This is a genomic window from Erythrobacter sp. (assembly GCF_035194505.1).
GTDB lineage: Bacteria > Pseudomonadota > Alphaproteobacteria > Sphingomonadales > Sphingomonadaceae > Erythrobacter.
The window spans coordinates 2660279-2675202 of record NZ_CP136573.1 but is presented as its reverse complement, the minus strand read 5'-3'; the positions used below and the strand labels follow the sequence as shown (position 1 = coordinate 2675202).

Genomic DNA, 14924 nt, shown 5'->3' with positions numbered 1-14924 from the left:
ATGACGATCAGCACCGAAGCGCTCGAAATGGCAGCGAAAGTCGAAGCTTTCGTGCGCGAGAAAATCATGCCCTACGAGCAGGACCCGCGCCGCGACCACCACGGCGCGCCGACTGACGAACTGGTGATGGAAATGCGCGAACTGGCGCGCGCGGCGGGGGTGCTTACCCCGCATATCCGCCCTGATGGCAGCCACTTCAACCAGCGCGAAACCGCGGTGATCCTGATCAAATCCGGCCTCACCCCGCTCGGCATGCTCGCCTGCAACACCCAGGCGCCCGACGAGGGCAACATGTACCTGATCGGCAAGGTCGGCAGCGCGGACCTCAAGCAGCGCTTCCTCACCCCGCTGGTCTCGGGCCATGCGCGCTCTGCCTTTTTCATGACCGAACCGGCCGAGTTGAACGGCGCGGGCGCGGACCCTTCGATGATGATCACCACCTGCCGAAAGGACGGCAACCACTGGGTGATCAACGGCAAGAAGTGCTTCATCACCGGGGCCGAGGGTGCGAAGGTCGGGATCGTGATGGCCAAGTCCGAAGACCCCGACAGCCACGGCGGGGCCTGCATGTTCCTGGTCGATCTGCCCGATCCCGCGATCCAGATCACGGGCGTTCCCAACACCATCGACAGCTCGATGCCCGGCAGCCATGCCGAGATCACCATCGACAATCTGCGCGTGCCGGCCGACCAGATGCTCGGCGATGCGGGCGAGGGGTTCAAATATGCCCAGATCCGCCTCAGCCCGGCGCGCCTGTCGCACTGCATGCGCTGGCTGGGCGGCTGCATCCGCGCGCAGGAGATCGCGACCGACTATGCCAACCGCCGCATGGCCTTCGGCAAAGCCCTGATCGACCACGAGGGCGTGGGCTTCATGCTCGCGGAAAACATGATCGACCTGAAGCAATGCGAGCTGATGATCGACTGGTGCGCCAGCGTGCTCGACACCGGATCACTGGGCACGGTCGAAAGCAGCATGACCAAGGTCGCCGTGTCCGAGGCGCTGATGCGGGTCGCCGACAAATGCGTGCAGGTGATGGGCGGCACGGGCGTGACCGACAAGACCATCGTCGAGACGATGTTCCGGGAAATCCGTGCCTTCCGCATCTATGACGGCCCCACGGAGGTTCACAAGTGGAGCCTCGCCAAGAAGCTGCGCCGCGACTGGAAGGCGGCGCAGTAAGGCAATCTGCACGGTTTACGGGCTGGCCAGCCACCGGCACCCAACTGAAGGCTTGCGCTTTGCCGCGTCCCGTTGGATGCTGGCGCAACATAAACTCTGGAATACCGCGCTTTGACACTCAATCCGATGGCCGACAGGCAGACTGCCGGCGACACGCCCCCTGCGCTCGAACCCCGCAAACTGGTCTATGAACTCAGGCCCTTCATCAAGGCCCATGCAGGGCGGAGCGCATGGGAACTGGCGATCACGCTTATCCCGTTCTTCGGGGTGTTGGTGGCGGCGCTGTGGGCCGTGAGCGCGGGTTATCACCTCGCGCTGGGGCTGGTGCCGGTTGCAGGGCTGCTGCTGCTGCGGACTTTCATCATCCAGCATGATTGCGGCCACGGCGCCTTCCTCAACAAGCGCACCAGCAACGACCGGCTCGGCCGGGCCCTGGGCGTGCTGACCTTCACCCCCTATGATTGCTGGCGCCGCTCGCACACGCTGCACCATGCCTCGACCGGCAATCTGGATTCGCGCGGCGTGGGCGATGTCGACACGCTGACCGTTCGCGAGTTCCGCTCGCGCAGCCGCCTCGGCCGTCTGGCCTATCGCGCCTACCGCCACCCGGTGGTGATGCTGGGCGTTGGCCCGGCCTACCTGTTCCTCCTGCGGCACCGCCTGCCGATCGGGTTGATGAAGGAAGGCGCGCAATACTGGGTCAGCGCGCTGGCAACCAACCTTGCGACCGCCGGCTTTCTGGCAGCGCTGATGGCTGCCTTCGGGATTGGCACCACCTTGCTGGTCGTCATTCCGACCGTGCTGGTCGCAGCAACCATGGGGGTCTGGCTGTTCTACGTGCAGCACCAGTTCGAAGAGGCCCACTGGGACCGGCGCGAGGATTGGGAGTTCCACGAGGCGGCCCTGAAGGGCAGCTCCTACCTCGATCTGCCGCAGCCGCTGCGCTGGTTCACCGGCAATATCGGCATGCACCACGTGCACCACCTGGCCAGCCGCATCCCGTTCTACCGCCTGCCGAGCGTGCTCAAAGCCTACCCGCAGCTTCGCGAGCTCAACCGCCTCACTGTGCCGCAGACCTTCAGGCCGCTCATCCTGACGCTGTGGGACGAGGAGCAGCGGCGGCTCGTCTCGTTCCGGGAAGCTGCTGTCAGGGCGGCGTGACTCCGGCATAGGGATTTCCTTTGGGACGCGCGCGATAGGGTGATAGGGGCGCGCCCATGCTTACCATTGACGGCATCACTGTGCGGCTTGGCGGCCGGGCCATTCTCGAACGCGCCAGCGCAACCGTGCCGGTGGGCGCGCGGGTCGGCCTGATCGGCCGCAACGGCGCGGGCAAATCGACGCTGATGAAGGCGCTGATCGGCGAGATCGAGCCGGACGACGGCGAAATCAGCAAGCCCGCCCGCGCCCGCATCGGCTATATCGCGCAGGAAGCCCCGAGCGGCAGCATGACGCCCGAAGAGGTGGTGCTCGCCGCCGCGACCGAGCGGGCGGAGCTGCTGGCAGAGCTGGAAACCTGCACCGACATGGACCGCATGGGCGATGTCCACGAACGCCTGCTGGCGATCGACGCCTATTCCGCCCCCGCACGCGCGGCCAAGATTTTGAATGGCCTCGGCTTCGACGAGGAGATGCAGCAACGCCCGGTCGACAGTTTCTCGGGCGGGTGGAAGATGCGCATTGCCCTTGGCGCACTGTTGTTTTCCGAGCCGGACATCCTGCTGCTCGACGAGCCCAGCAACCACCTCGATCTCGAAGCAACGCTGTGGCTGGAGAACTTCCTCAAGTCCTATCCGGCGACCCTGCTGGTGATCAGCCACGAACGCGACCTGCTCAACAAGGTGGTCGATCACATCCTGCACCTGCAAGGCGGGCAGCTGACGCTCTATCCGGGCGGTTATGATGCCTTCGAGAAGCAGCGGGCCGAGCGTGCGGCGCAGCTTACTGCTGCCAAGGCCTCGCAGGACGCGCAGGCGGCGCGGCTGCGCGACTATGTCGCCCGCAATTCGGCGCGCGCCTCGACCGCCAAGCAGGCCCAGTCGCGCGCCAAGATGCTAGCCAAGATGCAGCCGATCGCCGCGCTGATGGAAGACCCGACGCTGAGCTTCGATTTCCCCGATCCGGCCCAGCTGAAGTCCCCGATGATCACGCTGGAGCACGCCGCCGTCGGCTATGGCGAGGCGCCGCCGATCCTCAAGCGGCTGAACTTCCGCATCGAGGCTGATGACCGGATCGCGCTCCTGGGCCGAAACGGCAACGGCAAGACCACGCTCGCGCGCCTGCTCGCCTCGCAGCTCACCCCTGCCGAAGGCGAAGTGAACGCGCCGGGCAAATTGAAGGTCGGCTATTTCACGCAATATCAGGTCGAGGAACTGGCGGGCGAGGACACGCCGCTCGATCTGATGACCCGCGCGATGGAGGGGCAATCGCCTGCCGCGGTGCGGGCGCAGCTCGGGCGGTTCGGTTTTTCCGGCCCTCGCGCGCAGACCCGGGTGGAGAAGCTCTCGGGCGGAGAACGCGCGCGCCTGGCGCTGGCGCTGATCACGCGGGATGCGCCGCATCTGCTGATCCTCGACGAGCCGACCAACCACCTTGATGTCGACGCGCGCGAGGCGCTGATCCAGGCGCTCAACGGCTATTCGGGGGCGGTGATCCTGATCAGCCACGATCGCCACATGGTCGAGCTGACATCGGACCGGCTGGTGCTGGTCGATGGCGGCACCGCGCGCGAATATGACGGCAGCATGGATGACTACATCGACTTCATCTTGGGCCGCAACCAGCCCAAAGGCGAGCGGGGCGGCAAGGCTGGCGGCCAGCGCAAGTCCGACGCGGTCTCGGCGGCAGACCGGCGCGCGGCGCAATCGGCCTTCACCAAGGCGGAGACCGCGCTCACCCGCCACGCCGCCGAGGTCGAGCGGCTGGATCAGGCGATCCTCGCAGCCAGCAACCAGCCGGGCGCAAACATGCAGGCGCTGCTGACCGAGCGGGCGCTGGCCGCCACCGCCCTTGCCGAAGCCGAAGAGGTGTGGCTTGCCGCCGGAGCCGCGCTGGAGGCGTGAGTCTCGCAGGGTCCATCATCATTCCCGCTTGAGCTTTGGCGGCACTTGCCCGAACAACAGGTCTCGTCCGGAGGCCTCTGCGGCACCGGCCATGAACGGGGAGCCGATGATGATGACGCGACGCCTGCGCCTTGGCGCAATTCTGCTGGCCTGCACGCTCCCGCTCGCGCCGCTTGCCGCGCAGACTGGCCCGGTCGAGATCACCGCGCCCGCTGGCGAGACCGGGCTCATTCCGGTCCGCACCGAGGCCGCCAAGGGCCGCATCCTCCTCACCCTGCCCGCGCCGGCCGAGGATGGCGTCGCGCTGCGGGTGCTCTACGCCACCGCGATGCGCACTGGCCTCGGCTCGGCCCCGCTGGCGCTTGATCGCGGCAAGATCGGCAACACCCAGCTGCTCGCCTTCCGCCGCATCGCCGGCAAAATCGCGGTGCAGTTCGAAAACCCGCGCTTCCGCAACACCACCGGCAGTGCCGACCGGCAGAAGGCGGTGGCGAGCGATTTCGGCATTTCCACCGTCTGGCTCACCGACATTGCCGAGACCCTGCCCGACGGGCGCATCGTGATCGACATCGCGCCATTCCTCGCCATGGACACGCTGGGGATCGCGGCCTCGCTCAATGCCGAACTGGATTCGCTCGGCGTGGGCGCGGCGACGTCACTGGGCGGCAAGGGTTTCCGGCTGGAGGACAAGCTGAGCCTTGCCGATCCCGCCTCGGTCAAGGTGTTCCCCGACAATATCGAGGTGGATGCGGTGCAGACCTTCGTCTCGGACAATCCGGGCGTCGAGGTCGAGAACATCGTGCCCGATCCCAAGAAGGTGACCTTGAGCGTCCACCACAGCTTCGTGCGCCTGCCGGCGCCGGGCTTCAAGCCCCTGCCCCTCGATCCGCGCCTCGGCGGCTTTTCGACACAGGTGGTAGACTTCGGCGCCCCGCTCGGCGCTGCCGTCGTAAAGGATCTCGCCAACCGCTTCCGGCTGGAGAAGCTGGACCCTGCCGCCCCGCGCTCGGCGGTGAAAAAGCCGATCACCTTCTACATTGATCGCAACACCCCGGATCAGATTCGCCCGGCCCTGCTCGAAGGGATCGGCTGGTGGGCAGATGCCTTCGATGCGGCAGGCTTCATCGACGCCTTCAAGGTCGAGCTGCTGCCCGAAGGCGCCGATCCGCTCGACGTGCGCTACAACATGGTCAACTGGGTCGACCGGGCGACGCGCGGCTGGGCCTATGGCCAGCAGATCGTCGACCCGCGCACCGGCGAAATCGTCAAGGGCATGGTGGTGCTGGGATCGCTGCGCGCGCGGCAGGATATCCAGATATTCATGGGCCTGGTGGGCGCGGGCGAGGTGGGCAGCGGCGGGCCGAACGATCCGGTCAAGGTCGCGCTCGACCGGCTGGCGCAGCTGGGCGCGCACGAGGTCGGCCACACGCTGGGCTTCGCGCACAACTTCGCCGCCAGCACGCAAGACCGCGCCTCGGTGATGGACTACCCGCCGCCGCGTATCGGCCTTGTGGACGGCAAGCCCGATCTCTCCGACGCCTATGCCAAGGGGATCGGCAGCTGGGACACGGCCACGGTCCGCTGGCTCTACGGCGAGGCGGGCGAGGCCGAGGTGGCCCAGTCTGCCGCCGCCTACCGCTTCGTGCAGGACGACAACGCCCGCTCGCCCGACAGCGCCTATGCTTGGGGCGGGCTGTGGGACGACGGAGCCGATCCGACGGCGGAACTCACCCGCATGATGGAGGTGCGCGCCGCTGCCCTCGCCCGCTTCGGGCTTGGCACACTGGCACCGGGCGAGCCGGTCGCGAACCTGCGCCGCCGCTTCGTGCCCTTGTGGCTGCTGCACCGCTACCAGCTGGTCACCGCGGCCAAGCAGGTGGGCGGCATGGACTTCACCTATGCGATCAACGGCAGCGGGCGCGAAGCCGCGCAGCCGGTCACCCCGGCGCAGCAGCGCGCGGCGCTCGGTGCGATCCTCGCCGCGATCAGCCCCGCAGCGCTGCGCGTGCCGCCCGCACTCCTGCCGCTGCTTTCGGCCGCGCAGAACGGCTCGGGTGACAGGCAATATGACACCGAGATCTTCGCCACGGCGGGCGGCCCTGTGTTCGATCCGCTGGTCGCCGCCGATGTCGCTGCGCAGTTCACCGTGCAGACCCTCGTCGCCCCGCGCCGTCTGGCGCGGCTGGTGGCGCAGCAGCAGAGCGATCCCTCGGCGCTCGGCCTTGGCGAAGTGCTCGACCGCCTGACCGGCACGGTCCTCGGCGCGACGGGCGATGATCTCGGCCGCCGCATTGCCTATCGCACGCTGGTGACCATGGCGCAGGTCGCGCGCCGCCCGGACGCCACGCCCGAAGTCGCCGCCGCGCTCGATCAGGCGCTGGTGGATGTCGGCCAGCGTCTCGCGAAAGAGCGTACCATCGGGGCGCAGCGGGCATGGGCGCTCAGCCTGTCGCGCCGCCTGATTGATGCCGAACAGCGCGAGAAACTCGCCGCGAGCCTGCCGCGCATGGTGACTGTGCCACCGGGCGATCCGATCGGCGAGGATGACTCGATGGACCTTGCCAGCCTGCTGAACCCGAGCGAATGACGATCTGACAGTAGGGGATGATGACGATGAACCGACCGCTCACCGCGCTGGCGCTCTCGCTTGCGCTGCTGGTGCCCGCAGGCGCCGCGAACGCAGCCGACCGGGTGCCCGTCACCGCGCAGGAACAGCTCGCGCTGGATATCTACCGCGACATTATCGCCATCCGCACCGCGCGCGGGCAGGCCAGGACGCCCGAGATGGTCGCCTATCTCGTCAGCCGTCTCAAAGCCGCCGGCTTTGCCGATGCCGACATCATGGTCAGCGACTACGACAGCACGGGCGAGCCGGTGCAGGGCCTGATCGTGCGCTTTGCCGCCGCCAAGCCCGACGGCCGCAAGCCGATCGTGATGCTGGGCCACATGGACGTGGTCGACGCGCTGGATAAGGACTGGGTGCTCCCGCCCTTCACCCTGACCGAGAAGGACGGCTATTTCTTCGGCCGCGGCACGATCGACAACAAATACGGCATCACCAACCTCGTCCACGCCTTCATCCGGCTGAAACAGGAAGGCTGGAGCCCGCGCCGCGATCTCTACCTCGTGTTCTCGGGTGACGAGGAGACCGGCATGGTCTCGACCCGCGCGCAAGCCGCCTATGTCGCGCGCAATATCGATCCGGCCTATGTCCTCAATTCCGATGCGGGCGGGATCACGCTGGCACCGGACAACCGCCCCTTGGCGATGGCGGTGCAGGCGGCGGAGAAGACTTCGGTCAGCTTCGAGATCACCCTCACCAACCCGGGCGGCCATTCCTCGCGTCCGCGCGCCGACAATGCGATCTACGAACTGGCCGATGCCTTGAAGAAGGTTGCCGCCTATCGCTTCCCGGTGCGGGCGACCCCGCTCACCCGTTCCTTCCTCGGCGCGCTCGGCCAGATGACGCCGGGCGAGACGGGTGCGGCGATGCGCGCCTTCGCTGCCGATCCGGCGGACGAAGCCGCCGTCGCGGTGCTGCGCGCCAATCCCGAAACGGTCGGCACACTCGGCACCACCTGTGTTGCCACCATGCTACGGGGCGGGCACGCCGCAAACGCCCTGCCGCAATCGGCCACCGCCACCATCAATTGCCGGATCTTTCCCGGCGACAGCGCAACCGCAACCGAGGCGGCGCTCAAGCAGGTGATCGCCAACGACAAGGTGCAGTTCAAGACGCTGGGTGACGTCACCGAAAGCCCCGAATCCGCTGTGCCGGCAGAAGTTTCGGCGGCGCTGCGCAAGGTGATCGACACGCGCTATCCCGGCCTGCCGATCCAGCCCTACATGGAATCGGGTGGCACTGACGGGCGGCATTACCGCGCGCTGGGCTATGCCACCGTGGCGATCTCAGGCGCGGCAACCCGCCCGCAGGACATGTTCGCCCACGGCCTCAACGAGCGGCTGTCGGTCGATGCCTTCTATGACGGGCTCGACCACTGGTATCTCCTGCTGAAGGACCTTGCGCAGTAGGCACGCAGGCGCGGCCGGTCGTTGGGCGCGTATGCGTCATTTGCCCCATGCTGCAGTGCGACAATTCGCTTGGAGATGAAGGCGGCGAGCCTATTCTGCGCGCCGATGAATACGCTTGCTCCGCTCGCCCTTGCGCTCCCGGCGCTGCTGATCGCCGGTGCGGCTGCCGGCTTCGCTGGCGGCCTGTTCGGGATCGGCGGAGGCTTCGTGGTCGTCCCGGCGCTGATGTTCCTGCTGCCGGTGCTCGGAGTCGCGCCCGATCACACCGCGCATGTCGCTGTCGGCACCTCGCTTGCATCGATCATCTTTACCTCGATCCGTTCGACCAGCAGCCATGCGCGGCGCGGGGCGGTGGATTTTGACCTGCTGAGAAGCTGGGCGGTCTGGGTGGTGCTGGGAACGGCGGTCGGCACGGTCTTTGCCGACCATGTTTCGGGGGCCTATCTGGCGCTGGTCTTCGGGGTCGGAGTCCTCGCCTTTGCGGTCTATTTCCTGCTTCCCGCGCGCCAGGGCGATCCGCTGTTTGCCGCTCTGCCTTCGGGCTTGCCGCGCGTCGGCATTGCCAGCGCGCTGGGTGCGTTTTCAACCCTGCTGGGGATCGGCGGCGGAACGCTGACGACCTTGACGATGACGGTCTGCGGCACGCCGATCCACCGCGCCATCGGCACTGCGGCCGGCATGGGCGCGGTCATTGCGGTTCCGGCGACTCTCGGATTTGTCCTGATCGGCCTTGGCGAGAGCGGCCTTGGCTGGGGAGCGCTCGGCTATGTTCATCTGCCCGCTGCCGCGGTTCTGATAGCCATGTCGGTGGCCTTCGCGCCGATGGGCGTTGCGACCGCACACATGCTTTCGCCTGCGCTCCTGCGCCGGGTTTTCGGCCTCTACCTGACGTTCATCGGCGTCTTGATGATCGCCAAGTTCTAGGTTCTAACCACTTGCCATGCTGACCAGAAGGAATTGACCATGCCGACCAGCCGCCGCTCCTTTCTTGCAGGTGCCAGTCTTGCAGGCGGGCTCGGCGCCCTGCCGGTCTCCGGACTTGGTGCCAGCATCACCGCTGCTGCTGCCGCCGCGCCCGACTTCGGACCGAAGGCGGGTCAGGCCCTGCTGAGCCGCAATGAAAATCCCTATGGCCCGGCACCCTCGGCACTGCGCGCGATCGCCGACACCGCGAAGATGGGCTGCTATTACACCGAACGCGGGGTCGAACGCCTGACCGCGATGATCGCGGAACGGCATGGCGTTCTCCCCTCGCAAGTCGTGGTCGGCGAAGGATCGACCGAGATCCTCTGCGCCATTGCGCTCGCTTGGGGACGCAAGGGCGCGATCCTGTGTCCCGACCTGTTCTGGGATTTCACGGTGCTCTATGGCGAGCGGCAGGGCATCACCGCGCTCCGCGTGCCTCTGGCTGCGGACATGAGCGTCGATCTCGGCGGCATGGCCGCCAGGGCCGGGGACGGCGTGGCTCTGGTGCAGATCTGCAACCCCAACAATCCCACCGGCATCCTGATCCCGTCTGCAGCGCTGCGCAGCTTTGCGGCGAAGGTCACCCCGCAGGCGACCCTGCTGGTGGACGAGGCCTATAACGAACTGACCGACCGGCCCGAGGACAACTCGATGATCGATCTGGTGCGCAACGGCGCTGATGTGATCGTGTGCCGCACCTTCTCCAAGATCTACGGCATGGCAGGGATGCGCGTCGGCTATGCCATCACCAGCGAAGCGAACGCCCAGCGCATCAGATCGCATCTGATGAGCTTCGGCGGCAATCTCTCTGGCCTCGCCGCCGCCATCGCGAGCTATAACGACACGCCGTTCCTCGACCAGTCGCGCGCAGCCGTGCTGGAAGGGCGTGCGATGATCCTCGATGCCGTGGCCAAGGCAGGAATGACCGCGCTGCCATCCCAGACCAATTTCGTGTTCGTGCAAGTGCCAGACGCCAATGCCCTGCGCGACGCCATGGCCGAGCGCGGCATCGCCATCAGGGGCGCTTACGGGCGCTGGTCGGGCTATTCCCGGGTCAGCACGGGAAAGCTCGAGGATGTGGCGCGCTATGCCGCGGCCCTTCCAGAAATGACGAAGAGGCTGTGGGCCTGAGGGCGGACATTCTCTGCGCCCGAAGCCGATCGTCCGAATTACCGACAATCGTGAAAGGTGAGATTGCACACCCAATCTCACCTTCCATATGGCCACGAACAGGCTGGCGACCGCTTTTCAGTGGGCCGCTGGGTTAGGCTCCAGTTGCGCCTGTGAGGGCGTGGGAGAACAGGGCGCGGTGCACTGGGTTCTGGAGCATGCGCAGGACCTGCACATCCTTGCCCGTTGCGATCAGCCTTCTGCCGACTTCGCGCGCCGTTTCCCGCTCTCCCCTTGCGACGGCAGCAATACACAATCCCGCCGCGCTGAAGGGATAGTCGGGATCCTGCACATAGGCTTCGAACAATAGCTCGTAGGCCTTGTCCATCTGTCCTTCGAGCAGGTACGACAGGCCGATCCCGCCAATCGCATAGGCCCGCACCGCCCAAACCGGCGTGATTTCCAGCCCGCGCGCCAATCGCTCCCGCGCGCGCTCCGGCCTGCCGCTGATCAGATCGACCCAACCTCCCCAGAACAAGGTGGAGGAATGATCGGGCAGCAAGGTCAGGGCGCGTTCGATCAGCTTGTCGGCAATCTGCATGCTGCCACCCACGGCCACCAGCGTGCCGGCGGCGTAGCCGAGCACTTGCACATTATCGTGGTCGAGCCGCAAGGCGTTCTGATAATGCGCCAGCGCGAGATCATGCGCGAGGGCGGGGTCCGCGGCCCAGCCATTGGCATAGGCCGTCGCGTTGCAGAATGCCGACATCGCATAGGCCCAGGCACTTTCCGGGTTCGTGTGGACCAGTTCCCGCGCAATCGTAACCGCCTCGTTGGAGGAGGTTTCGTCGAGCTTGCGGAACAGCGCGTCCGCACGCCAGTAGAGCTCATAGCTCGATCGCGATTTCAGCGGCATGGCGCGGCTTTTGTGTCGTTCGTTGATATCGATATTGGTCCAGACCTGCGGGATGATCGAGGCTGCAATGCGCTCTTGCAGCGCGAAGATATTGTCGCTGTCTTCGGTGAAGTTGGCCGACCAGACCTGGGTCAGTATCGGCGCTTCGACCAGCCGGACCCGCGCCTGGCTTTTTCCGCCATTTGTCCGTCGTCAGAACATTCGGCACAACACGGGGCGTAAATTAGCGGAGTGCGGGCCTCGTCCGGGGGTTGATGTTACGCGGCGAGGTTGCGGTGTTGCAAGCGCCGATGTTCGATGGTCTGTCGCTTGATCCTTTCACGCTGTTTGATGATGGCTGGGGCCCTGCCGAAGTAGGCGTCGGCGGGTGTCACGTTGGACAGCGCTTCGTGATAACGCTGGTGGTTATAGTGCTCGACGAAGGCCTCGATCTGGGCCTCGAGGTCGCCGGGCAGGAAGTAGTTCTCCAGCAGGATGCGGTTTTTCAGGGTCTGGTGCCAGCGCTCGATCTTGCCCTGGGTTTGCGGGTGCATCGGGGCGCCGCGCACGTGGCTCATCTTGTTGGCCTCGATGTATTCCGCCAGTTCTCCCGCGATGTAACTGGGACCATTATCGCTGAGCAGCCTTGGCTTGTGCAGCACCGTGGCGCTGTCGCAGCCGGAAGCTGCCAGGGCGAGGTCCAGCGTGTCGGTCACATCCTCGGCCCGCATGTTGGTGCACAGCTTCCAGGCGATGATATAGCGCGAGAAGTCGTCGAGCACGGTGGAGAGATACATCCAGCCCCACCCGATGATCTTGAAGTAGGTAAAATCGGTCTGCCACATCTCGTTTGGCCGGGTGGTCTTGGTATGGAACGCATCAGCCGCTTTCACCACGACATAGGCCGGGCTGGTGATTAGGTCGTGTGCTTTCAGCAGGCGGTAAACCGTGGCTTCGGACACAAAGTATTGGCGTTCATCGGTAAATCGCACGGCCAGTTCGCGTGGGGACAGCTCGCTGTAATCCAGCGCGAGTCCGACGATCTGATCCTGCACCTCAGGCGCGATGCGGTTCCACACCCGGCTCGGCGCGGAGGGCGATCTTCCAGCGCCTCCGGCCCGCCCTCGAGATAGCGGTCATACCAGCGGTAGAAGGTCCGACGGGCGATGCCCAGCTTGTCGAGCGTCCGCTTGGCGGGCAGGTGGGACTGCTCGACGACCCTGATGATCTCAAGCTTCTCGGATGCGGGATACCTCATTCTTCGCCCTCCCCATCCGCGATCATGCTTTTTTTCAGCAGACGGTTTTCGAGCGTCAGGTCCGCAACGCATTCTTTGAGGGCACGGGCCTCGCGGCGCAGATCCTGCACTTCGCCGGTGGTTGCGGCACGAGCAGTATCACCGGCAAGTCGGCGCTTGCCCGCTTCCATGAACTCCTTCGACCAGGTGTAATACAAGCTCTGGGCGATGCCTTCCTTGCGGCAGAGCTCGGCGATGCTGTCTTCACCGCGTAGCCCATCGAGCACGATCCGGATCTTGTCTTCAGCCGAGAAATGACGACGGGTCTGCCGCCGGATGTCCTTCACAACCCGCTCAGCGGGGGGCTTTTTGGGTGCCGATTTTTTCAAGGAGGATTGGGTCTTCATCTTCGTTCCTTCGTCACTACGACGAAGCCCCAACCCTCCTTAAATCACAACCTCAAATCTGTGCCATTGGTGCTGACGGGGGACAGCACCTGACCGGCACGCACCTTGTCGCCGCGCCCCACCAGCACCCGGGCAATGACGCCATCAGCAGCCGCCACCAACTCGCGCGCCTCGTCGAGACTGTCGATCCGCCCGACTGCGGTCGCCACATAGGGCGAGGCGGCCTGCGGCACGCCCTGGCCTTGTGCGGAGCCGCAGGCGGCAAGCGCCAGCGTGGCGGGAAGGGCAAGCCAGCGGATCATGTGCGAAACACCGCTTCGGGGCCGAATTGCCGCACCGCGCTGCGCGCACCGACAATCGCCACGCCGAGCGATGCCAGCACCGCCAGCGCCGGGATCAGCGCATCGGCGGGAACAAAGAACACCCAGGGAAACAGCGGCCGGGCGACTGCGATCATCAGCGGGGTCAGCAGCATCATCGCGGTGAGGGTCACCCCGGCCACCACCAGTGCGATCCCGCCTGCCACCAGCCACACTTCGCGCTCGCCACCGCCATGCCCCAGCATCGAGAGCAGATCCTGCGAATAGCGCTGAAGGAACCGCGAAACGCCATTGGCCAGCAGGATCATCATCAGCAGGCTGGCGAGCACCGCCGCCAGCAGGATCGCACTGCCCGCGCCGGTCTTGCGCTGCCAGTAGCGCGACGAGCTCTGCGCGAACTGGGCCTGACTGCTGAGCAGGAGTTCGGGATAGCGCGCCCGCGCCTCATCCAGCGCCGCATCGAGCAGGGGCGCGGATTGCGTCTGATTGTCGAGCACCAGAAAGGCGGTCGATCCCGGTTCCATCCGCAGGATCGTGCGCGCCTGTTCGAAGCCCGTGACGACATAGGGCGCGCCAAGGAAGGTGGGCAGCCGGTCGGTGGTGCCACCCAGCATCATGGTCTGTCCGCCAAGAGTAGCGACTTCGCCCGTCGCGCCCGACAGATCGAGCCGGGCCAGATCCGATGCTTCGGCGACGAAGGTCTTGTCGGCCAGCGGGGTGCCGTCATCGGCCGTGGCTCCGTCGAGCCCGATCACGGCGACATTGCCGCGATTGCCCGTGGGCGAGGTCCATTCGGCAAACCCAAAGGCCACCCGGCGCACCCGCGCATCGGGGAAATGGCGCGCCAGCAATCCCGCATAGTCTTCGCCGATGATGCCGGGAAAATCGAAACACTCGATCGATCCGGCCCCGACCCAGACCGTGCCGCCGATATAGCTCGGCCCCACCGCGCCGGCGCGCACGAAGGAGGTGTAGACCTGATACTGGAACGCCGTGACCACCGCGGCGACCGCGCAGGTGACGAGCGTGACGAGCAGGGAGCGCCAGTCGCGCAGCACCACGGCGCGGACCAGCGCCAGCGGGGCGGCCAGACCATGGGCGCTTCCTGCGCGCGGCTGCACGGGCTCAGCCCCCGCCGCACGGACATCACCGGCAGGCACAGGCCCGCACAGCACATCCGGCCCGAGGCGGCCCATATTGATTGTCTTGCCCATGCCACTTTCCCCAACAGCAGCCCGTGCGTAGGGAGCGCGCGTCCCTCGACCGTGAAAACAGCGTTCGCGAAACGTGAAAAATGCAGGCGGGCGGGTATTGGGAGATGGATGGGGAAAATCGAAGCTTTCAAGACGATCAGCCGGAAGCCTCCGGTAACGACGCAGGACGATCTTGATAATCTGGCGGGCCGAGAACATCAGGACAGCCCCACCGACCGGCGTGCACTCACACATGCACAGATCCGCGCCGTCTCACTCTGCCCTGAAGCGACGTCATTCGGTTCGCGGAAACCATTCGCAATTTTGCGGTTGCTCGCCATCAACAATGCTCTCACCGCCACGCGAATGATGCACCACGAGTGTTTCTCGGGGAACGAGCCCTTGGGCGACAGGTGCATCGCGACCTACGAGCTGGAACGCCGGAATCGAGGCGATCTACGTGCCTCTCTTGACCCGGTCTGACGCTACCGTCCTGCAAATCGAATTAGTGCCTATCCGC

General features: G+C 65.9%; 10 protein-coding genes and 1 pseudogene. 7 read left to right on the top strand and 4 right to left on the bottom strand.

What is annotated here, in order from left to right; genetic code table 11:
- The 7 genes from RSE14_RS13120 to RSE14_RS13090 all read left to right on the top strand — a co-directional run bounded on the left by RSE14_RS13120 (position 1) and on the right by RSE14_RS13090 (position 10373).
- On the top strand, positions 1–1182 hold the full coding sequence (locus RSE14_RS13120; protein WP_324074336.1) for an acyl-CoA dehydrogenase family protein: 1182 nt from the start codon (positions 1–3) through the stop codon (positions 1180–1182).
- Positions 1183–1308: 126 nt separating this feature from the next.
- Positions 1309–2343, top strand: coding sequence for a fatty acid desaturase (locus RSE14_RS13115; protein ID WP_324074334.1), 1035 nt, complete (start codon positions 1309–1311; stop codon positions 2341–2343).
- A 56-nt stretch (positions 2344–2399) separates the two neighbouring features.
- A complete protein-coding gene (locus RSE14_RS13110; RefSeq protein ID WP_324074332.1) occupies positions 2400–4244 on the top strand; it encodes an ABC-F family ATP-binding cassette domain-containing protein in 1845 nt (614 codons plus the stop codon).
- A 106-nt stretch (positions 4245–4350) separates the two neighbouring features.
- The gene (locus RSE14_RS13105) at positions 4351–6831 is read left to right on the top strand and encodes a zinc-dependent metalloprotease (RefSeq protein ID WP_324074331.1); all 2481 of its coding nucleotides are present in this window, start codon (positions 4351–4353) and stop codon (positions 6829–6831) included.
- 26 nt (positions 6832–6857) lie between these two features.
- The gene (locus tag RSE14_RS13100) at positions 6858–8276 is read left to right on the top strand and encodes a M20/M25/M40 family metallo-hydrolase (RefSeq protein ID WP_324074329.1); all 1419 of its coding nucleotides are present in this window, start codon (positions 6858–6860) and stop codon (positions 8274–8276) included.
- 105 nt (positions 8277–8381) lie between these two features.
- Positions 8382–9200 carry a sulfite exporter TauE/SafE family protein gene (locus RSE14_RS13095; protein ID WP_324074327.1) on the top strand — a complete coding sequence of 273 codons (819 nt, stop codon included), beginning with the start codon at positions 8382–8384 and terminating at the stop codon, positions 9198–9200.
- A 39-nt stretch (positions 9201–9239) separates the two neighbouring features.
- On the top strand, positions 9240–10373 hold the full coding sequence (locus tag RSE14_RS13090) for a pyridoxal phosphate-dependent aminotransferase (RefSeq protein WP_324074325.1): 1134 nt from the start codon (positions 9240–9242) through the stop codon (positions 10371–10373).
- Between the two features lie 133 nt (positions 10374–10506).
- On the opposite strand, the gene RSE14_RS13085 is transcribed toward RSE14_RS13090, so the two are convergent.
- The 4 genes and pseudogenes from RSE14_RS13085 to RSE14_RS13070 all read right to left on the bottom strand — a co-directional run bounded on the left by RSE14_RS13085 (position 10507) and on the right by RSE14_RS13070 (position 14425).
- Positions 10507–11268: a tetratricopeptide repeat protein gene (locus tag RSE14_RS13085; RefSeq protein ID WP_324074323.1), complete on the bottom strand. Its 762-nt coding sequence runs from the start codon at positions 11266–11268 to the stop codon at positions 10507–10509.
- A 257-nt stretch (positions 11269–11525) separates the two neighbouring features.
- Positions 11526–12891 (bottom strand): annotated as a pseudogene (locus RSE14_RS13080) (IS3 family transposase).
- 44 nt (positions 12892–12935) lie between these two features.
- Complete coding sequence (locus tag RSE14_RS13075) at positions 12936–13193, bottom strand: hypothetical protein (protein WP_324074321.1); 258 nt, start codon at positions 13191–13193, stop codon at positions 12936–12938.
- Positions 13190–14425, bottom strand: a complete 1236-nt coding sequence (locus RSE14_RS13070; protein ID WP_324074318.1) for a hypothetical protein — start codon at positions 14423–14425, stop codon at positions 13190–13192. The genes RSE14_RS13075 and RSE14_RS13070 overlap by 4 nt, the downstream gene beginning before the upstream one ends.
- Between the last annotated feature and the right edge of the window lie 499 nt (positions 14426–14924).